This is a genomic window from Gilliamella sp. M0320 (genome assembly GCF_016101635.1).
Classification (GTDB): Bacteria; Pseudomonadota; Gammaproteobacteria; order Enterobacterales; family Orbaceae; genus Gilliamella; species Gilliamella apis.
Genome location: NZ_JACFQD010000001.1, coordinates 298712 through 320063 on the forward strand (window position 1 = coordinate 298712; position 21352 = coordinate 320063).

Sequence of the window (21352 nt, forward strand, 5' to 3'; positions counted from 1 at the left end):
ATGTATTACGTTTTATGGTTCATTGGACTAATTGCTGCATGTATGTTAGCTGTTGTTACTGGACTTTGGGTTGAAAACTCTAGTAATGAAAAAGAAACTAATAATAAATAAAATATTAAAAAACTAATATAAAGGTGGCAAATAGTCACCTTTTTACTTATTTATAAGTCTGAATAAAATATAAATAATTCACAAATGATAATTGTTTTCATTTGACTATTTTTATATCATAGTGCAGCGAATTTCATATTCAGATATAATATGGTCAATTTTTTAGTCTAAATTAGATCTAACATATGAAACAATTCAATTGGAATGCAAGAGTCTATTATGAAGACACAGATGCTGGTGGGGTAGTTTATCATGCTCGGTATCTTGCTTTTTTTGAACGAGCTAGAACAGAAATGCTAAGGCAACTTGATATTAGTCAACAAAAGTTACTGCAAGAAGGTATTGCTTTTGTTGTTAAAAAGATGGATATTAGCTACGACTTCCCAGCACGTTTAGATGATATGTTAACTATCAGCACTAAGATTGAGCAAATTCGTAAGGCGTCTATTATTTTTAAACAGACAATTTTAAACCAGAATAAGCAAATTATCAGCAACGCTGATGTGGTGATTGCTTGTGTCAATATGACTAAAATGAAGCCTTGTGCGCTTCCAAAGTCATTATTTTTGGAGTTAATTTAAGTGAATATTATTGATCTATTTTTACAAGCAGGACTTTTGGTGCAAGGCGTTATGCTATTGTTACTTATATTTTCTGTTATGTCTTGGGCTTTCATTTTTCAACGTAGCAGCATTTTAGGCAAAGCTAAAAAACAAGTTGAACAATTTGACAATAGTTTTTGGGCCGCTGATGACTTAAATGTGCTCTTTGATAAAGCAAAATTCAATAAAGAAGAGATCTGTGGTACAGAACATATTTTCTATTCGGGATTTAAAGAGTTTTCTCGTTTATATCAAATTAATCCAAATATGCCAGAAGCAGCGTTAGATGGTGCGTCTCGTTCAATGCGTTTAGCGATGAATCGTGAATTAGATAATTTAGAATTGCATATTCCTTTTTTAGGTACTGTAGGGTCAATTAGTCCGTATATTGGTTTATTTGGTACGGTTTGGGGAATTATGCATGCTTTTATTTCACTTGGAGAAGTCAAGCAAGCAACATTGCAGATGGTTGCTCCGGGTATTGCTGAAGCGTTAATTGCGACCGCTATTGGTTTATTTGCCGCGATTCCTGCTGTTTTAGCTTATAACCGATTATCCTTACGTGTGAGTCGAATGGAACAAAGCTATTTGAATTTTATTGATGAGTTTTCATCAATTTTACAACGTCAAGCAGTAGCTGTTAGGAAATAATTATGAGCAGACGTTCACGTTATTCAACAAAATCAGAGATCAATATTGTACCTTTGTTAGATGTATTATTGGTATTAGTATTGATTTTTATGGCTACAGCCCCAATAATAAGCCAAAGTGTTGAAGTTGATCTTCCAGAAGCGACAGAATCAAAAACTGTATCTCCTTCTGATAATAAACCTATAATTATCGAAGTATCTGGAATAGGGGAGTATGCAATTATTATAGATCAGAATCGACAATCGAATATTCCTCAAGAGCAAATTGTTGCAGAAGTTAAGCAGCAAATGTCACTTAATGATAAAGCTGTTTTTTTAGTTGGTGGTGCGAAACAGGTTCCTTATGAAGAGATTATAAAGGCTTTAAATTTACTTCAATCAGCAGGTGTCAAATCTGTTGGTCTGATGACTCAACCAATTTAACTTAACAATTATTAAAAATAAAAATGTCAGCAATGTCTAATAAGTTAAACTCAAAATTAAGTTTACCGGTTATCATTTCCATTCTTTTACATGGCATATTAATTATTGCCTTGGGATATAAGTTTGTCAGTGATACTGGTGAAAACTACGGTAGTATCAATGGTAATTCGATTGATGCTATCATGATTGATCCATCGGTTATGACCGAACAATATCAAAGACAATTGCAGACACAAGTTAATCAACAAAAAGCAGATCAAAAGACCCAAGAACTGCTAGATAAGCAAATAAAAGAACTCGCTGAAAAAGCAGAAGCAGAAAAAGCCGCGGCTGAGAAAGCTGCAGCAGAAAAAGCCGCTGCTGAAAAAGCCGCAGCAGAAAAAGCTGCTGCTGAGAAAGCTGCAGCAGAAAAAGCCGCTGCTGAAAAAGCCGCAGCAGAAAAAGCTGCTGCCGAGAAAGCGGAAGCAGAAAAAGCCGCTGCTGAGAAAGCTGCAGCAGAAAAAGCAGCTGCTGAAAAGGCTGCAGCAGAAAAAGCCGCTGCTGAGAAAGCTGCAGCAGAAAAAGCTGCTGCTGAGAAAGCTGCAGCAGAAAAAGCTGCTGCTGAGAAAGCTGCAGCAGAAAAAGCCGCTGCTGAAAAGGCTGCAGCAGAAAAAGCTGCTGCTGAAAAGGCTGCAGCAGAAAAAGCCGCTGCTGAAAAAGCTGCTGCTGAGAAAGCTGCAGCAGAAAAAGCCGCTGCTGAGAAAGCTGCCGCTGAAAAAGCCGCAGCAGAAAAAAAAGCTAAACAGAAGGCAGAGCAAGCTAAAAAAGATAAAGCACTCAACGATCTTTTGGGTGGGCTTACCTCTGGAACACCAAGTTCTGGAGGAGTTGCCAGTCGTAAAGGTGTATCTGATGGTGAGCTAGATAAATATAAATCGTTAGTACAAAATGCAATAAGTAATAAATTTATTAACCCACCAAATGTTTATCGTGGCAAAACTTGTGAACTACAAATTCAGATAGCACCAGATGGACTATTACTTAATGTTACCTCAAAAGGTGGTGATGCTGATCTATGCAGAGAAGCGCTTGCTGCAACTAAATTAGCAGTTATACCAAAACCAGCAAGTAGTTTGTATAATGAAGTAAAAACCATGAATATTGAATTCCAACCAAAGTAAATAATTTGATAGTTCTTTGATTTTTAAAATTTATTTATGTTATGTCATTTATTAATGAATAAATATTCCGCATCTTGATAATCTGATATTGAAAATTTACTAATCACCCCAATATATTTCCTATTCATTCCGAATTAAGTTTTTATGTAAAAGAAGGAGCAGAATATGACAACAATTGTCAGTGTCCGTCGTGAAGGTCAAGTTGTTATTGGTGGCGATGGGCAAGTCACATTAGGTGAACGCATTATCATGAAAGGTAATGCGCGAAAAGTTCGCCGATTATATAACAATAAGGTGATTGCTGGATTTGCTGGCGGTACAGCAGATGCTTTCACACTATTTGAATTATTTGAACGAAAATTAGAAATGCACCAAGGGCATTTAACTAAAGCAGCGGTTGAATTAGCCAAAGATTGGCGAACCGATAGAATGTTGCGTAAATTAGAAGCATTACTTGCCGTTGCTGATGAAAGCGCATCATTGATTATCACCGGTACTGGTGACGTAATTCAACCAGAAGATGATTTGATAGCGATTGGATCCGGTGGACCTTATGCTCAAGCAGCTGCAAGAGCTTTATTAGATAATACCTCATTATCTGCACATGATATTGTGCAAAAATCGCTATCAATAGCGGGTGATATTTGTGTTTACACGAATAACTTCCAAACTATTGAAGAGCTTAATTACTAATTAATCTGATTTAAGAGAAAAACTACTATGTCTGAAATGACTCCTCGCGAAATTGTAAGCGAATTAAACCAACATATCATTGGACAAGATAAAGCAAAACGTTCTGTTGCTATTGCTTTACGTAATCGCTGGCGTCGTATGCAACTTGATGAAGCATTACGTCATGAAGTTACGCCAAAAAATATTCTTATGATTGGCCCTACAGGGGTGGGTAAAACTGAAATTGCTAGACGATTAGCTAAATTAGCTCATGCACCTTTTATTAAAGTAGAAGCGACCAAATTTACTGAAGTTGGTTACGTTGGTAAAGAAGTTGACTCGATTATTCGAGACCTTACTGACTCTGCTGTGAAAATGATTCGCCAAGAAGCTATCGAAAAAAATCGTAATCGAGCTGAAGAATTGGCAGAAGATCGTATTTTAGATGTGCTTGTTCCACCAGCTAAAGATGGTTGGGGACAAGTTGAAAATAATAATGATTCAACAGCTAGACAAGCATTTAGAAAAAAATTGCGTGAAGGTGCGCTTGATGATAAAGAAATTGAAATTGAAGTAGCTGGCGTCAATATTGGTGTTGAAATTATGGCTCCTCCAGGTATGGAAGAGATGACTAACCAACTACAGTCGATGTTCCAAAATTTAGGTGGTCAAAAAACTAAAGCACGTAAAATGAAGATCAAAGATGCCTTCAAACAGCTAATAGAAGAAGAGGCTGCGAAGTTGGTTAATCCTGATGATCTTAAACACGAAGCCATTGAAGCTGTTGAGCAAAATGGGATTGTATTTATCGATGAGATCGATAAAGTGTGTAAACGAGGTAATTCATCTGGACCTGATGTTTCTCGCGAAGGTGTGCAACGTGATTTACTACCACTTGTTGAAGGTTGTACCGTTTCAACTAAACATGGTTCAGTAAAAACCGATCATATTTTATTTATTGCATCGGGTGCGTTCCAAACCGCTAATCCGTCAGATTTAATTCCTGAGTTGCAAGGACGTTTACCAATTCGAGTTGAATTACAAGCGTTAACAAGCGAAGATTTTGAACGGATTTTAACTGAACCGAATGCATCATTGACAGTCCAATATAAAGCATTAATGGCAACCGAAGGCGTTGATATTGACTTTACACCGGATGGTATTCGTAAAATTGCTGAATCTGCTTGGCAAGTTAATGAACAAAATGAAAATATTGGTGCTCGCCGTTTGCATACAGTGCTTGAACGTTTAATGGAAGATGTCTCTTTCGAAGCCAGCGAATTGGGCGGACAAACTATCACAATTGATGCTAAGTATGTTAGCGATCATCTAGATAAGCTTGTTGCAGATGAAGATCTAAGCAAGTTCATTTTATAATAAAAGATATTGTTAAATTAAAAGGTGAGTTAAACAACTCACCTTTTTTATATCTATTATTTAGTTAATGATAAGTTTATTTTTTTAGCAATCCGCCTAATATATCGGTTGCTTTAGACTTTAATTTATCTTTGTCTTTGTCTTTGTGATTTTCCAATTTATCACGGAGTTTATCTAAACGTTGTTGTAATTTATCACTTAACACATCAGACAGTATTTGTGCGATATCTAATTGATAGCGTAAATTAGAAAACTGACCATATATACGTAGTGGTATAGTAACTTTCTGTAATTTGGCAATGGTTTCACTTTTACTATTCCAGCCACCAAGTAATTTGATGTTTAAATTAACATCCAAATCATGATTAAGCATTCCTACTTTGCCAGAACCATCTAGTACATCTAAGGTTTCAGAATTGGCGTTGAGCGAATTAAGTTGTATATTACCTTGGCTTAAATTAGCATTGGTTTTGATGGTATGAAACTCTGTATATTTCTTTTGATTTCCAGATTTATCATTACCGTTGCCATATTTTGCAGCTGCATTTTCAATAATATTTTGGATATTAATATTATTTAATTTAGCATTAGTAATGACGATATTCGCATTACCTTTTAGATTTTCTAATAATTTAGCTGTTGATAATGAATTAGTTTCTAATAACCCAGAAGCATTAAATATACCATCTAGATCATACGCCATATCCATTTGTGTAAAAAATGAATTTAAATTGATATTGCTAATTTTGGTATTAAGTTTAATCTGCGGTGTTTTCTGTTTGCCGTTAGCTGTACCTGTTGCAGTTATATGACCATTAGCAAAATCAAAATTTAAATCTTTGAATGTCGCTATTCCATCCTGATTATCAACGTCTAGTTTAAAATTGTTAATTAAAATTTTATTTGCTTTAACTTCTTTGATGTTTATTGTTGCTTTACCATCAAATGTATTAAGAGCACTTAATTGATTATTATCTTTGACAACACTAGAAACAACAGGTGAAGTTTGTTGCATCGGAGTGTCTTTGGTTGATTTTGTATCTTGTTGTAAAAAAGGCGTTAAATCTAATTTTTCTGAATTCAATTGCAAATCGACGTATGGTTTTTTATCAAAACGCGCATTGATTTTACTGGTGAAATTATTGTCGTTAATAGAAAAAGCTAAGTTTTGACTATTTAATTGCATAGGACTTTGCTGATAATTAAATATACCGGTTGCACTTCCTTTGAGTGGTTTTTCGGAACTCTCTATGCCGTTATAAGTGTAATCTAACTTTTTAAGATCGATAATGGTTTTTTCAGGAAATTGAGTTAAATCGACATTGGCATTCATTGAATAAAATAGGTCTTGCTGATTTTTATCAATATTTCCTTTTAATTCGATTAAAAGATTCTTATCGTTATTTTGTTCTAATAACAAATTGATATTTCGGAAATTGATCAGATCATCATGATATTGCAACGCTACTGTACTATCAGCTATTTCAAATTTATTTAAGCTAAATTTCCAATTAGATGTATTCTTTTTATTTTCAGATATATTTGTGTTTTGTTCCGCTGAAGGTGCTAGAGTTTGGGTATATTTTTTAGCATTATCACCTTTACTTTCGTCAGTAATATTGATTAATGCTGATTTGATAAACACATTTTTAATCGCTAAATTTTTGGAAAAAAGCGGTAGAAGTTCAACATCAAGTCGCATATTGTCAGCAGTTAATAGCGGTTTTGTCGCACCGGTATCAGATAATTTAACTGCATCAGTTAATATGCTGACCTGAGGCCAGACATGCCAGCGTAAATCACCTTCGATAGTTAATTCATAACCGGTTTTATCTTTTACTGTTTGAGATATATATCCGCGAAAATGATTAGGATCAACAAATACAATAAGAGAAACAATGCCGATAACAATAACCAAAATTAAGATAAATAGAATAACCAGTATTTTTTTTATCATATGAATGTTCCTTTATTAAGGTTATAAACGTTATTAGTCTTTATCTATACGACTGGCAACAGCGCCATGTTGGTCTTTATACTTAGCATCTTGTCTTCGATTATATGGTCTTGCAGCTGGGCCACTAAGCGTTTCAAAACTTAGTGCACCAATGGTCATACCAGGTCTTAGTGCTACTGGAATTTTTCCCGAATTGTAAAATTCTAAGACAATTTGACCATGCCAGCCAGGATCAATGCGATGAGCGGTAACGTGTACCATAAGTCCTAGACGCGCTAACGAGGAACGCCCATCTAACCAGCCAACTAAATCATCAGGAATGGTTACTGATTCAAGCGTGACAGCTAAAGCAAGCTCTCCTGGATGTAAATAGAAAGCATCACCTTCAGATAATATCATTTCTTCGCTCATGACTCGTTCTAAAGCAGCAGAAACTTCTTCTTTGGGACCACTTAAATCAATATAGGGAGTAGTATGTTCTTTAAAAGTACGAAATTGATTACCAAGTCGAACGTCAACAGTTGCTCCATTAATACAACTTAATTCAGGTTGTGGCGTGATTTTTAATTTACCACTATCTAAATATTCTTCTATATCACGATCACATAATCTCATAAGTTATCCTTAATTCTGCTTTTTAACTTATTCTAGCAGGTTCTTTGGTTGGCGTCGATGTTGGTAAATTAAGGTTTTATAACCCAAGCTCGGCCAAAATGATTGTAGTAACCAGCTTGCTTACCTGCTTTATCGCCAATGCCTAAATAAAGATCAAAATGATGGCCTTTAATTGCACCACCAACATCAAGTGCCACCATCAACCGTACTTCTCGTCTACCTCGATACTGACCATCATCATCAAGGAGTGGTACATCGACTAATACAACAGAACCTGTTGGTATTAATGATTTATCTGATGCCACTGAAGCATTTGCAATTAAAGGTACTGCGGCAGAGCCTTTCACTTCAGCATTATATTGTGGTTTGAAAAAGACAAATGATCGGTTTTGAATTAATAGTGCTTTAAGTTGTTTTTCGCTTTTATTTTTAGCCCAATTTTTAATTGCTTGAATGGACATATCTTCCTTGGCAATTTCACCTTGTTCAACTAATAAACGCCCGATACTTGAGTAACCGTGACCATTTTTACCACCATAACAGAAGAAAACTAATGGTGTGCCATCTTCAAAATCAATATAGGCACTTCCTTGTACTTCCATTATAAAGTTATCCATTAATGAATTACTGTAAGCAATTTCGAGACCTTTACCGGATAATGCTCCATTATATATTTGTTCACGACTAGGTAGACGACCTTTGGACTTAGCCGGCATTCTATAAATTGGATATTTAAATTCACCAGTTGGTTGGTGTCTAGCTTTGATTACCGGAGTATAATAACCAGTTAAATGAACATTGCCATATCCGTCCTTACCTGCCATTTCATAGCTTTTTAACCCTACTTTATGGAATTCTGCCGAACCTAATGAACGATTAATCCAAGCGTCAACCGCTTTATAAATATGTTCATTTTTCTGATACAGTGAAGGTGATGTGGTTCTTAATTTTTCAATTTGGATAGTATAGTCAGAAATATTGACCGGTACGGCTAATTGAGGATGGCTAACATTAAGAGCATTTGGTAGTTTCCCATCTCTAAATTGTTTACTTTTTGCATTTGAATCACTTTGACACCCAGTCAATAATGATAGAATCAATAAAATAGATAATAGGAAGATAGTAGATTTGTGTTTGTTTTCTTTCATTTTAAATAATTTTTTGTAATTAGTTATATGATATAGGTAGCTATGCTACACAATTATATTATAAGAAACTATCAATAATTATTATAATGCCATAAAAAGTTTTGATAACGATTCAGCTTGCGATTTAAAGCCATTAACTTTATAGTCTTTCATTCCTCATAAAAAAACAGAAAATTGTAAAAACGACAGGTAATCAACAAGATGAACAGTACGTCTTCAAATCATGATCTTAAGCGAAATCTCTCCAGCCGACACATTCAATTGATAGCAATTAGTGGTGCAATTGGTACGGGTTTATTTATGGGCTCAGGAAAGACGATTAGTCTTGCGGGACCATCTATTATTTTTGTTTACATGATTATTGGGTTTATTTTATTTTTTGTTATGCGAGCGATGGGCGAAATTTTATTGTCCAACTTGAATTATAAATCCTTCAGTGATTTTGCTAACGATTTATTAGGTCCTTGGGCAGGCTTTTTTACTGGTTGGACCTATTGGTTTTGTTGGGTTATTACAGGAATTGCTGATGTTGTGGCTATCGCCGGATATGCACAGCACTGGTTTCCTGAGTTACAAGCGTGGATCCCGATGTTGCTTACGGTTATCGTTCTATTAACCTTGAATTTGTTGACGGTAAAAATGTTTGGTGAAACCGAGTTTTGGTTCTCAATGATTAAAATTGTCGCTATTTTAGCTTTAATTGCTATTGGCCTTGTTTTAGTCTTTACTGCCTATCATTCTGAACAAACCAATACTACCGCTGCATTTTCTAATCTTTGGCAATATGGTGGCTTCTTTCCACATGGTACTATGGGCTTTTTTGCCGGTTTCCAAATTGCAATTTTTGCTTTTGTTGGGATTGAATTAGTTGGAACAACGGCTGCTGAAACCCTCGATCCAAATAAAAATTTACCTCGAGCGATCAATTCAGTGCCAGCGCGTATTATTTTCTTCTATGTCTTTGCGTTGATTATCATTATGAGCGTAACGCCTTGGCAGTTTATTTCACCAAATAAAAGTCCATTTGTTGAGTTATTTACGTTAATTGGCTTACCTGCTGCGGCCAGTATTATTAACTTTGTGGTACTAACTTCAGCAGCCTCTTCTGCCAATAGTGGTATTTATTCAACCAGTCGAATGTTATTTGGCCTTGCTAAAAAACAAGATGCTCCTGAACCATTTGGTAAATTATCAAGACGTTCTGTTCCTGCTAATGGTTTGCTATTTTCATGTACTTGCTTGTTTGGTGGGGTAGTACTGATTTATTTAGTGCCTAATGTTATGGAAGCATTTACCATTGTAACGACTATTTCTGCAATATTATTTATGTTTATTTGGTCGATGATTTTAATTTCTTACATTGCCTATCGTCGTAAAAAAGCTAAATTACATCAAGAATCACAATTTAAGATGCCGGGTGGCGTTTTAATGTGTTTTGTCTGCCTTGCTTTTTTTGCTTTTGTGATTGTGTTATTAACTTTTGAAACTGACACTTGCCAAGCACTTATTGCAACACCTATTTGGTTCATTATTTTAGGTATTAGTTACTATATTCGATCATTAAAACGGGTATAACTTTTTATTCTTAATCGGCAGGTTGCCTGCCGATTATCTTCTCATATCTTATTTTTTCGTTTGGTTAGGCCAAATAACACTCGCAATAATACCTAACAATAAAATACCTAATACCACATAAAGACTGATGGTTGGGCTAATAATAATTCCATAACCAAATAGATGGTCAGTTGCATTTAAAGCAAGTTTTGCGGCAATAAAAAATAATAGGCAAATTACTGCTTTACCTAAATGAACAAGATATTGTTGCATTGTCTCTAAAACAAAATACATAGTTCGTAAGCCTAAAATAGCGAATATCATTGCACTATATACAATTAATGGCTCTTGGCTAACAGCAATTACAGCAGGGACCGAATCAAAAGCAAACATAACATCACTTAACTCAATCACAACAATACATAAGAAGAGTGGTGTTGCATATAATGCACTCTTGGGCATTTTGTTGATTAGTTCACTATTCTCTGGTTTGGCTAGTTCGTTATTGAGTTGCTTTTGCGTTAATAAGAAATGGTGCCCGACTATTTTAGGATAGGAAGGAAAAATACGTTTAGCAATACGATAAGCAAAATGCTCAGAATAATCTTTTATCTCATCATTATGGCCTTGGTTTTTTAGCATCATCAATCCAGTTAAGGCAACCACGACAGAGAATACCAGTTCCATCCAAGGCCCTAAGGATAATAGACCAGTACCAATAATGACAAAAACGGCTCGGAAGATGATTGCACCAATCACTCCCCAATAAAGTAACCTATGGCGATAATTATTAGGGATAGCAAACCAAGAAAACAGTGCCATAATAACAAATAAATTATCAACAGAGAGTGCTTTTTCAAGTACATAACCAGTGATAAACAGGCTAGCTATTTCACTTCCGTGATGTATATACAGATAAAGCGCGAATCCTAAAGCCACGAAAATCCAAAAGAAAGACCACATAACTGCACTAGTTAAGCTAATGGGCTTATCATTATGATGAGCGTATAAATCAATTATAATCGCTGCTAAAGCCAAAACTATAAACATTAGTACGGTTTCAATGGGAAAGCCTAATGAATGTTGAATCATAGCTATGTTACCTATATTAAGTTATTTTTTTGAAATAAATAGAAAAATATTATGAGTATTGATATTTGGAACATATTTTTAAAAGTGATTGAGTATATATTGATAGGCTCAGCAAAAAAAGATATATTTGTTATCTTTATTTAACTAGTTTTATTCAAAACTCATGTGAGCATACGTTCATGACTAATATAAAGGTATCTTTTTTCTTCATTGTTACTTTTTTTTCATGTTTATTATCAGCACAACCAGTGGAACCATATATCTCATCCTTACCTAAAGGAAGTGATTTATCTATTTTAGTACAAACTGTTGATGGTAATCCTAAAACCTTAGCAAAATATAAAAGTGATCAATTTAAACAACCTGCTAGTACGCAAAAAGTTATAACGGCATTAGCTGCACAACTTGAGCTTGGCGATAATTTTCGGTTTATTACTGGCATGTATACCAATGGTTCTCTAAATAATAAACAGCTTAGTGGTGATCTTATTATCAAGTTGAGTGGTGATCCAACTTTTAATCGTGCAAGATTAAAGAATATGATTACTGCCTTACGTCAGAAAGGTGTAGAAAAGATCTCTGGTAATATTATTTTAGATACTTCTATTTTTGCTAGTCATGATAAAGCAGAAGGGTGGTCATGGAATAATTTAACGGCTTGTTACAATGCACCCGCATCGGCAGCAACAATTGATGATAACTGCTTTTATGCAACCATTACCCCAGGTAAAACCGGTTCTAAAGCTTCGATTTCAGTATCATCCAGTATACCGGTTATGGTATCAGGTGATGTCAGAACAATTGCTGCCAATAGTAAAGATTTAAATGATAAATATTGTGAACTTGATGTTAGTGCTGATAAAAATCGCTACCACTTATCTGGTTGTATCGCGTCGAATGCTGATAAAACACCATTAAAGTTTGCGGTAATGGATCCGACTGAATACTTTTCAACAATTTTAAAAAATGAACTAAAACAACAAAATATTACTTATAATGGTCGAGTTGTTGAAAGAAAACAAAAAACATCAGGTGGATTAACATTACTGACTTCAAGTAAATCAGCTCCACTTTCTGAGTTATTAACCGTCATGCTCAAAAAATCAAATAATTTATATGCTGATACTATTTTTAGAACTTTAGGTGCGCATTATTATAATGTGTCAGGGACTTGGCGTAATGGTGGTGATGCGGTAAAACAAATTTTACGCAAGAAAGCCGGAATTGATTTAGAAAATTTAGTTATTGCCGATGGTTCTGGTTTATCACGTCTAAACTTGGTTAGTGCGAATAAATTAATGGAGATTTTGCAATATATTTCTTTACATAATAATCAATTAGCTTTTATTGAAAAATTACCGATTGCTGGGGTGGATGGAACGCTACAAAATCGTAAAAGTTTTAATCAAGCTCCATTTAAAGAAGCAGTAATGGCTAAAACTGGTTATATTCAAGGTAGCTATAATTTAGCCGGATTTATTCAAAAATCAGATGGTCGTTATATCGCCTTTGTTCAGTTGTTATCAGGTTATCGAGCCGATAGTCAAGGTGAGCCTAAAAATGGTGCAATTATGCGATTTGAATCTGAATTTTATAAAAACTTTATTAATTAATATATCGATTTAGTATAAGGGCGATGTTTATATCGCCCTTATATTTTTAGTTAGAAATTATCCGCTAAGAAGCCACCACTTTGATGTTTCCAAAGTTGCGCATAAAGACCATTTTTACTGAGTAACTCTTGATGTGTTCCTTGTTCAATAATTTTACCTTGGTCTAACACGATTAATCGATCCATTGCCGCGATAGTAGATAAGCGATGGGCAATAGCAATAACTGTTTTACCTTCCATTAAGGTATATAAACTTTCTTGGATGGCTTGTTCAATTTCAGAATCCAGTGCACTTGTAGCTTCGTCTAATAACAATATTGGCGCATTTTTTAAAATAACACGAGCAATAGCAATCCGCTGACGTTGTCCGCCTGATAATTTAATTCCACGTTCACCAACAAAAGCATCATAGCCAGTTCTACCATTAGCATCAACTAAACCTTCAATAAAACTGTCTGCATGGGCTTTTTGGGCAGCGATTATCATCTCTTGTTCAGTAGCATGATTATTTCCATATAATAAATTGTCTCTTACTGAACGATGTAACAGCGATGTGTCTTGGGTTACCATGCCAATTTGTGCGCATAAACTTTCTTGATTTACCTTAGTGATATCTTGACCATCGATAGTGATCTCACCATGTTGTAAATCATAAAATCGCAATAATAAATTGATTAACGTTGATTTTCCGGCGCCAGATCTGCCGACTAAGCCGATCTTTTCTCCCGGTTGAATGGTCAAATTTAAGTTATCAATAATGGCATTTTTTAATTTGGCATCATAACTGAAATCTATCTGTTTAAATTCGATTTTGCCGTCGGTCACTTTAAGTGACGGTGCATCAGGTTGATCGACCACGGTTTTAGCGACCGAGAAGGTGTTAATACCATCTTTAACCACGCCAATATTTTCAAATAATGAAGCCATTTCCCACATAATCCAATGTGAAAACCCATTTAATCTTAACGCTACTGCGGTTGTGGTTGCAATTGCACCGACGCCAACTAAATCATTGCTCCATAACCATAATGACAAGCCGGTGGTGCCCAATACTAGGAAAATAGACAATAAATGATTAACAATTTCAAAGCTACTGACTAAACGCATTTGCTTGTTCACTGTAACCATAAATTCATCCATCGATTCCTGTGCATATTTAGCCTCATTACCAGCATGAGAAAATAGTTTTACCGTCATGATATTTGTATAAGCATCTGTTACACGACCGGTCATGGTTGAACGGGCATCTGCTTGCATACTTGCTACTTTACTTAATCGTGGAATGAAGTAATACATCGCAATACCATAAAAAAAACACCAGACCATAAACGGAACTAATAACCAAAGATCTAACTGACCTATAATGGTAGCCATGGTGATAAAGGAAATCAGAACATAAATAAAGATATCTGCAACTAAAAAGCAAGTATCCCTTACCGCTAGCGCGGTTTGCATGACTTTTGCTGATATTCTGCCAGCAAATTCATCTTGAAAAAAACGCATGCTTTGGTTTAGTACTAATCTGTGCAAATTCCAACGCAAACGCATAGGAAAATTTCCAGCTAAGCATTGATGCTTAATGATGGTTTGTAAGGCAATAATAATCGTGCTAGCTAAAATAATAATGGTAAATGCGATTAAGGTTGTTTTTTCTTGTTGCCAAAATTGATTTGGTGATACAGCAGCGAGCCAATCAACAACTTTACCAAGTGCGGCATATAAAAAAGCCTCAAACGCACCTGCTAGCGCACTCAATATTATTAATAGTAATAAGAAGCAGCGAGTTCCTTTAGTGGATTGCCAAATAAAGCTAAAAAAATCTTTAGCCATTGGTTGTGGTTCATCTTTGGGATAAGGTGATACCAATTTTTCAAAAAATCGATACATAGTTGACCTAATTAGTTAAAAGGTTATTCATTAATAATTTATCAATGATATAAAAAAGCGAGGTTTGTTTTGCTATACACTTATTGCTGTAGTTGCAAATATAAATCTGAAATTAGTAAACTAAAATCACTTGAATATATACCTATTAAACTGTTGTTATGAAAAGAGTAACATTTTGAGGAAAGGGGTTTTTTATACTTTCCTCATGTAATAAATTATATATTGAAAAACTTTAGATTACTAATAAATGTCTTAAAAGACATCTTTGATAACTTGCACAACTCGACCGACAATATTGTATTTTTCAAAGTGAGCTTTAGGTACTTCAATTGTCGGATATTGGTCATTATTACAGATTAATATCCAGTTACCGAGTGTTAAGCGTATTTTTCTTAATAATGTAAAATTTTCATATTCTATTAAATAAATAGCGCCATCAATAATTTCGTTTATATCTGTGTTAATAATTAAGCCATTATTATTTTCGATATCAGGTGCCATCAAATCACCTTTAGCCCAGTAAAGAATTAATTTTTTAATATCTAAACCGCGGTGAGATGCCCAGCCCTCAATTACAGGATAATTCATGACGGGTGGTATTTCACGAACATAACGTTGATTTTGTGCTTCTTCTTTGGTTGGTAGCTGTTTTTTATAAACCGGAATACGATAGATATTTTCATTATAGACTTCATCATCGTCTTGCGGATTTAAAATTTCTAGCTTATAACCTGTAGCTAACCAGTTAAATGATACGTTACATTTCTCGGCAATAACTTCTAAACGGGTCAATGATGGATAAGTTTTTCCTGACAAATAATCACGAATAACAGTTTCCGACATATCACATTTTTTTGCAAAAGCAGATACAGATAAACCTTGCATTGAAGTATGGAGTCTGTCTTTAAAAGTTTTGACATTTTTATTTTTAATCATATTTATTTTTGTCTCGTTTTTATTTATTCATCCAGTTTTTGATTATATTGTATTTTTTATGAGTTTTATATAAGTGATTAAATGAATATTCTCAATATTGTAGTTTTTAAATATGAATATTCTTTAAAATTCGTTTTATATTTTGTTATTTTATTGAATTTTCATATAAAAACCAATATTTATTGTTTTTTTTAATAAAATTATTTCATTGCTTTTTTGTTGAGTTTCTTTGTTTTTCTGCGAGGTTGCTTTTGGGTTTATGAACTGAAAATGGCTTTTTTTAGTGGTTAAGTGCTGAATAAATATGCTTAAATTACATTTTTGTCATTTTTTGTTTGTTATGTTAATATTTTATTAATGCTCTTTATTTTTCGTGTAAATTTAGTTATTTTTGCTGAAATCCAAATAAAAACGTTGACTAGAGCGAAAAAAAATGGATAATAAGCAGCGTAAGGATTTTTCATTGTTTTCTTTCCTTATATTCCTTATATTTCATGTTGGCCTGCATAATTTTTATGCAGGTCTTTTTTTTATTTAAAATTAACTTGTCATGAAATCCTAGTTTAAAAAGAGTATAATTAATTCCATTATTTAAAATCTATTTGCGCAGTAATAGAATCCAAATAGAGATATATTTTTAAAAGAGGTTTTAATTATGTCATTTAGCATTCCACATCTTTTGGTCTTTCTAGCTGTAGTTGTGTTAATTTTTGGAACCAAAAAATTACGCAATTTAGGTTCTGATCTTGGCTCAGCATTAAAAGGTTTCAAAAAAGCAATGAATGATGATGAAGTTGAAACCAAAAATGATAATAAGCTTGATAAGCAATAACAAAATATTGATATGAAAACGCAATTCGATGTCGCCATTGTTGGTGGTGGGTTAGTTGGTTTGGCTACTGCCTGTGCACTAAGCAGATACGATTTAACGGTAGCCATTATTGATACTAAAGTTGATGAGTGGCAAGATTTTAAATTTGATGACATAGGTATAAGAGCGTCGGCGATAAATGGTGCCAGTCAGAGATATTTATCTCAAATTGGTATTTGGCATAATCTTTATGCTAGCAATCGAGTTCATTCATTTAGTGAAATTGGTGTTTGGGAAAAGAATGGTTTAGCTCATCTTTCGGCTCATGCTAAAGATTATGGTTATGAAAATCTTGGCTATGTTATTGAAAATAATCTCATCACTTACTATTTGTATCAACTTGCTCTAGCCACAGATAATATTGCTATATTCAATCAGGTGGCTATAGATAATAATTATACTGATGATTATGCCTTTTTGACCTTAGCAGATAATACGACTTTACAAGCTAAATTGATTATTGGTGCTGATGGTGCTCATTCATGGTTACGCAGACATGAAAAAATATCAGTATTTGAGCGTAATTATCTTCACCATGCAGTGATTACTACCGTCGAAACACAATATCCTCATCAAGCTTGCGCCAGACAGATTTTTTACCCGAATGGTATTGTTGCCTTTTTACCGCTTTGGCAAGCTAATAAAAGCTGTTTGGTATGGTCGACTAAACCTGAACAAGCCGCAATTTTAAACTCTTTGACTGAATCTGACTTTTGCCAAGAACTGTTTAAATTAACTGGTGATAAAGTGGGGCAATGTCAGTTGGCTAATCCAAGAATGGTATTTCCATTAAAAGCTCGCTTTGCCAAACAGTTTATTAAGCACCGATTAGCTTTAATTGGTGATGCTGCGCATACTATTCACCCATTAGCTGGGCAAGGCGTTAATTTAGGTTTTCATGATTCGGCATTGTTGGTGGCTACTATCAAAAAGCTTATTGATGAGCAAAAAGATATTGGTTTAGTGGAAAACTTAAAATCATTCCAATTTACTCGTCGTAAAGATGCATTAGTTATGTTAACAGCTATGCGAACGATCCAAGATATGTTTAATGGTGATAATGCCTTTAAAAAGATAGTTAGAACGGTTGGCATGAATGCTATTGATAACTTTACTCCAATCAAGAAACAGTTGATCAAATACGCCATGCAAATTTAATCTATTACTCATCCTGTATTTGTGAACACAGGATGAGTAGCTATTATTTGAAAGATATTTGATAAGACGTTGGTATAAATGGTGACGATGGAATTCGTAACGGCCAATAAGGATCTTTCAATAAACCCCGACCAATCGCAACTAAATCAGCATCTCCAGTGCTTAACACATAATCGGCAACATAAGGATCTTCAAGCATACCAACAGTGATAATCGGTAAATCGGTAACCTGTCTAATTGCTCGGGCTAGATAAACTTGGTAACCAGCATGGAAATCAGGGGTATGTTTAGGATCTAGTTTTCCATCGCCACCACCACTAACATCTAAAACATCGGCACCAGCTTGAGCTAATCGTTTGGCAATTTGGCAGCCATAATCAATATCATAACCGTTAGCACCATATTCTTGGGCGGAAAAGCGCACAATTAGTGGCATATCTTTTGGCATAACTGATTTTGCAGCTTTAATAACTTGTTCAGCGAATAATAATTTATCTTGACCATATTCATCGGTTCTTAAATTGGTTTTTGGCGAACAGAATTGGTGAATCAAATAACCATGAGCACCATGTAATTCAATGGCATCAAAACCTGCTTCCACGGCTCGTTTAGTTGATTGTTTAAATTTTTCGATGATATCGATAATTTCATTTTTGGTTAATTCTCTTGGCATTTGGTATTGCCATTTTGGATTAGCTTCGACGTTGCCATCATAACGAATAGCGGAACAGGAAACCACATCAGATTCGCCTAACGCTTTTCGACCAGCATGGGCAATTTGGATCGCAATTTTGCCATTTTGTGCATGAACAGCATCGACAATACGTTTTAACTGATCGCGTTGTTCATCATTCCATAATCCCAAACAATTTGGTGATATTCGACCATTTGCAGCAACATTGGTCATTTCTAAAATAATTAAGCCGACACCACCAATCGCCCTAGAAACATAATGAACAAAGTGCCAATCATTAGCTAAACCATCTTTTGCTTGATATTGACACATAGGCGGCATCACAATGCGATTTTTGAGTGATAAATTTTTTACTTTAAATGGAGTATTAAGATAAGATATTTTTGCCATAAGTAATTCCTATTTTAATAATGGTTCAAATATTAACTATTTATATTAGCAGATAAATAATATATGGTGTTTAATACCTAAAATTTAAATGAAATAATCGCTAAAAAACCCCGTTCCTCAAAATTTTTAGTTTAATCTAGCCTTATGTTTAGGATGGTGAACGGTTCTAAGATAATAGATCCAACAGAGTATACCCCAAAATCCTAAAACGGTTCCGGAAATAATTATCGCTATCCAACCATAATTGCTATACAAGTAAGTAGAAGCAATAGAGCCTAACATACCGCCAATAAAATAACTGACCATGTAACCAGTATTCATACGGCTACGTGCTTCTGGACGAATTTGATAAATAGCATTCATATTCGATACATGGGTAACTTGCACCGCAAAATCTAATAAGATTACACCAAAAATTAAGGCCACGAGTGAATACTCGGCAATAGATAGCGGTAGCCAAGCAGCAAGTAATAATGTCAAACCAATGGATGTGGCTAACCAGCCTTTTCCTTGATCTGATAATTTGCCAACGATGGGGGAACCTAATGCGCCTGCTGCGCCAGCCAAGCCGAACAAACCGATAATAAAATCAGAATAATGATAAGGTGCATCAGTTAATAAAAATGCCAGTGGTGTCCATAATAATGAAAATAAAGCAAAGGAAATAATCGCTAACAATGACCTGATGCGTAAAACTGCTTCTTGTTTGTACAATGAACCAATTGACAATAACAGTTGGAAATAGTTAATGTCGATGCTGTTTTTATAGGTTGGTAATGATAACCAAAGTAAGAAAGTGACTAAGGTCATAATTGATGAGGCAATCCAATAAACATAATGCCAATCTGCTATTGATGAAACAAAACCTGCAAATGTTCTACCTAGTAGAATACCTAGCAACATACCGCTCATTAGTGTGCCGACAATTTTACCTCGATGTTCAGGACGTGATAGCGTTGCAGCAAAAGGAATGAGAACTTGGGCAACAGTCGAAAATAGGCCTGTCATTGCAGTACCTAATACCAACATCCATAAATTCTTTGATATTGCACTAATTATTAGTCCACAGATTGATAATATCATTAATGTGAGTATTAGCTGTTTACGTTCAATTTTATCACCGAGAGGGGTAATAAATAGTAAACCGACCGCATAACTAAATTGCGCTGCCATAATGATTAAACCGGCATGTTTAACTGCAATATGTAAATCATCAGTTATTGAGTGCAATAGTGGTTGAGCATAATAATTACTTGCGACGGTTATGCCAATGGCAAAAGCCATCAGGAATACTAACCATGCCGATAGACCTTGCGCTTGTTTGCTATTCATAATAAAAAGTTAACTAATAAATGATGGTTAATTATATATCAAAAGTTTATTAGATACTGTTAAATAGTAGCTTTTAAGCTAATTGATTCAATAAATTATAAACAGGCGTAGCTAAGCCAATTTTCGCATTCTCTGAATTGAGCTTATACCAATAACCGTTTGACTCATCCAAACACTTAGTGTTGTTTGTTATCTCACAGTAGATGGGCACAATATCTAAATGAAAATGGCTAAAGGTATGTCGAAATGCAACTAATTGTCTGGGTTTGCTGGTTTTAATACCATGGTTATCTAGCCAGTCAGTTAATGCTTGCTTGCTGGTAAATTGCGGTAAGCAATATAATCCACCCCAAATACCGGCTGGGGGTCTTTTTTCTAACCAAATCATATTGTCCTGTTCAAGCATTAGAAAATAGGCGGTTTTTTCAGGAATGGTCTTTTTAGGTTTTTTGGTTGGATACTGTTGCCAACTATCAGTCTTATATGCGATACATAATTGATGCAAAGGGCATAGACTACATTTAGGCTTAGAGCGAGTACAAACCATCGCGCCAATATCCATCATTGCTTGATTAAATTTTGCAACGTTATGTTTAGGTGTCACTTGTTCACTTAATTGCCAAAGATGATTCTCAACAATTTTATTCCCAGGCCAACCTTCTATTGCAAAAGATCTGGTTAATACACGTTTAACGTTACCATCTAATATGGGGTAATGTTGATTTTGCGACAAAGATAAAATAGCCCCAGCGGTTGAACGACCAACTCCCGGCAAGGCAATCACATCTTCAAATTTAGTTGGAAATTTACCATCAAATTTGTCGGCGATAACCTGTGCTGCTTTATGTAAATTGCGAGCCCGAGCATAGTAACCCAGCCCCGTCCAAAGATGTAAGATATCGTCAATTGGCGCTTTAGCTAAATCAGTAATTTTAGGGAATTGTGCAATAAAGCGCTTAAAGTATGGAATAACCGTTGCTACCTGTGTCTGTTGTAACATGACTTCGGATAACCACACATGATAGGGGCTTTTTTCAATTTGCCATGGTAGTGATTTTCTGCCGTACTGTTCATACCAATCAAGTACGGCATTTGCAAAATTTTTTGTCAT

At 34.8% G+C, this 21352-nt stretch carries 20 protein-coding genes; 11 read left to right on the forward strand and 9 right to left on the reverse strand.

Annotated elements, in window-relative coordinates; all coding sequences use genetic code 11:
- The 7 genes from H3T83_RS01330 (at window position 1) to hslU (ending at window position 4995) form a co-directional block, all read left to right on the forward strand.
- On the forward strand, window positions 1-111 hold the full coding sequence (locus H3T83_RS01330; protein ID WP_086320090.1) for a cytochrome bd oxidase small subunit, CydX/CbdX family: 111 nt from the start codon (window positions 1-3) through the stop codon (window positions 109-111).
- Between the two features lie 185 nt (window positions 112-296).
- The gene (gene ybgC, locus H3T83_RS01335; protein WP_086365196.1) at window positions 297-692 is read left to right on the forward strand and encodes a tol-pal system-associated acyl-CoA thioesterase; all 396 of its coding nucleotides are present in this window, start codon (window positions 297-299) and stop codon (window positions 690-692) included.
- 51 nt (window positions 693-743) lie between these two features.
- Window positions 744-1364, forward strand: a complete 621-nt coding sequence (tolQ, locus tag H3T83_RS01340; RefSeq protein ID WP_065578639.1) for a protein TolQ — start codon at window positions 744-746, stop codon at window positions 1362-1364.
- Window positions 1361-1786, forward strand: coding sequence for a colicin uptake protein TolR (gene tolR, locus H3T83_RS01345; protein WP_370527996.1), 426 nt, complete (start codon window positions 1361-1363; stop codon window positions 1784-1786). Before tolQ ends, tolR begins: the two co-directional genes overlap by 4 nt.
- A gap of 23 nt (window positions 1787-1809) precedes the next feature.
- Complete coding sequence (tolA, locus tag H3T83_RS01350) at window positions 1810-2946, forward strand: cell envelope integrity protein TolA (RefSeq protein WP_370527988.1); 1137 nt, start codon at window positions 1810-1812, stop codon at window positions 2944-2946.
- Between the two features lie 165 nt (window positions 2947-3111).
- Window positions 3112-3639, forward strand: coding sequence for an ATP-dependent protease subunit HslV (gene hslV / locus H3T83_RS01355; RefSeq protein ID WP_025316169.1), 528 nt, complete (start codon window positions 3112-3114; stop codon window positions 3637-3639).
- Between the two features lie 27 nt (window positions 3640-3666).
- Window positions 3667-4995 (forward strand): HslU--HslV peptidase ATPase subunit, encoded by a 1329-nt coding sequence (hslU, locus tag H3T83_RS01360; RefSeq protein WP_034902086.1) that lies wholly within the window; start codon window positions 3667-3669, stop codon window positions 4993-4995.
- A gap of 76 nt (window positions 4996-5071) precedes the next feature.
- Here hslU and asmA read toward each other — a convergent pair whose 3' ends face one another.
- The 3 genes from asmA to mltA all read right to left on the reverse strand — a co-directional run bounded on the left by asmA (window position 5072) and on the right by mltA (window position 8715).
- On the reverse strand, window positions 5072-6952 hold the full coding sequence (gene asmA / locus H3T83_RS01365; protein ID WP_198214866.1) for an outer membrane assembly protein AsmA: 1881 nt from the start codon (window positions 6950-6952) through the stop codon (window positions 5072-5074).
- A gap of 33 nt (window positions 6953-6985) precedes the next feature.
- Window positions 6986-7567 (reverse strand): dCTP deaminase, encoded by a 582-nt coding sequence (gene dcd, locus H3T83_RS01370; protein WP_198214867.1) that lies wholly within the window; start codon window positions 7565-7567, stop codon window positions 6986-6988.
- 68 nt (window positions 7568-7635) lie between these two features.
- Complete coding sequence (gene mltA, locus H3T83_RS01375; RefSeq protein ID WP_086354374.1) at window positions 7636-8715, reverse strand: murein transglycosylase A; 1080 nt, start codon at window positions 8713-8715, stop codon at window positions 7636-7638.
- A 201-nt stretch (window positions 8716-8916) separates the two neighbouring features.
- On the opposite strand from mltA, the gene cycA reads away from it, so the two are divergent.
- Window positions 8917-10290, forward strand: coding sequence for a D-serine/D-alanine/glycine transporter (cycA, locus tag H3T83_RS01380; protein ID WP_198214868.1), 1374 nt, complete (start codon window positions 8917-8919; stop codon window positions 10288-10290).
- Between the two features lie 48 nt (window positions 10291-10338).
- Here cycA and H3T83_RS01385 read toward each other — a convergent pair whose 3' ends face one another.
- Entirely contained in the window at window positions 10339-11361 is a 1023-nt protein-coding gene (locus H3T83_RS01385; protein WP_198214869.1) for a TerC/Alx family metal homeostasis membrane protein, read from the reverse strand.
- Window positions 11362-11540: 179 nt separating this feature from the next.
- On the opposite strand from H3T83_RS01385, the gene dacB reads away from it, so the two are divergent.
- Window positions 11541-12974, forward strand: a complete 1434-nt coding sequence (gene dacB, locus H3T83_RS01390) for a serine-type D-Ala-D-Ala carboxypeptidase (RefSeq protein WP_198214870.1) — start codon at window positions 11541-11543, stop codon at window positions 12972-12974.
- 50 nt (window positions 12975-13024) lie between these two features.
- Here dacB and H3T83_RS01395 read toward each other — a convergent pair whose 3' ends face one another.
- Together H3T83_RS01395 and H3T83_RS01400 are read right to left on the reverse strand one after the other, a co-directional pair.
- Window positions 13025-14860, reverse strand: coding sequence for an ABC transporter ATP-binding protein (locus tag H3T83_RS01395; protein WP_198214871.1), 1836 nt, complete (start codon window positions 14858-14860; stop codon window positions 13025-13027).
- 252 nt (window positions 14861-15112) lie between these two features.
- A complete protein-coding gene (locus tag H3T83_RS01400; protein ID WP_034902075.1) occupies window positions 15113-15796 on the reverse strand; it encodes a LexA family transcriptional regulator in 684 nt (227 codons plus the stop codon).
- A 655-nt stretch (window positions 15797-16451) separates the two neighbouring features.
- Here H3T83_RS01400 and tatA point away from each other — a divergent pair.
- A complete protein-coding gene (tatA, locus tag H3T83_RS01405) occupies window positions 16452-16628 on the forward strand; it encodes a Sec-independent protein translocase subunit TatA (RefSeq protein ID WP_081300038.1) in 177 nt (58 codons plus the stop codon).
- Window positions 16629-16640: 12 nt separating this feature from the next.
- A complete protein-coding gene (locus tag H3T83_RS01410; protein WP_198214872.1) occupies window positions 16641-17825 on the forward strand; it encodes an FAD-dependent monooxygenase in 1185 nt (394 codons plus the stop codon).
- Window positions 17826-17868: 43 nt separating this feature from the next.
- On the opposite strand, the gene H3T83_RS01415 is transcribed toward H3T83_RS01410, so the two are convergent.
- From H3T83_RS01415 to mutY, 3 genes are all read right to left on the reverse strand, one after another.
- Window positions 17869-18909 carry an NADH:flavin oxidoreductase/NADH oxidase gene (locus tag H3T83_RS01415; protein WP_198214873.1) on the reverse strand — a complete coding sequence of 347 codons (1041 nt, stop codon included), beginning with the start codon at window positions 18907-18909 and terminating at the stop codon, window positions 17869-17871.
- Between the two features lie 126 nt (window positions 18910-19035).
- Window positions 19036-20241, reverse strand: coding sequence for an MFS transporter (locus tag H3T83_RS01420; RefSeq protein ID WP_198214874.1), 1206 nt, complete (start codon window positions 20239-20241; stop codon window positions 19036-19038).
- 73 nt (window positions 20242-20314) lie between these two features.
- Complete coding sequence (mutY, locus tag H3T83_RS01425; RefSeq protein WP_198214875.1) at window positions 20315-21352, reverse strand: A/G-specific adenine glycosylase; 1038 nt, start codon at window positions 21350-21352, stop codon at window positions 20315-20317.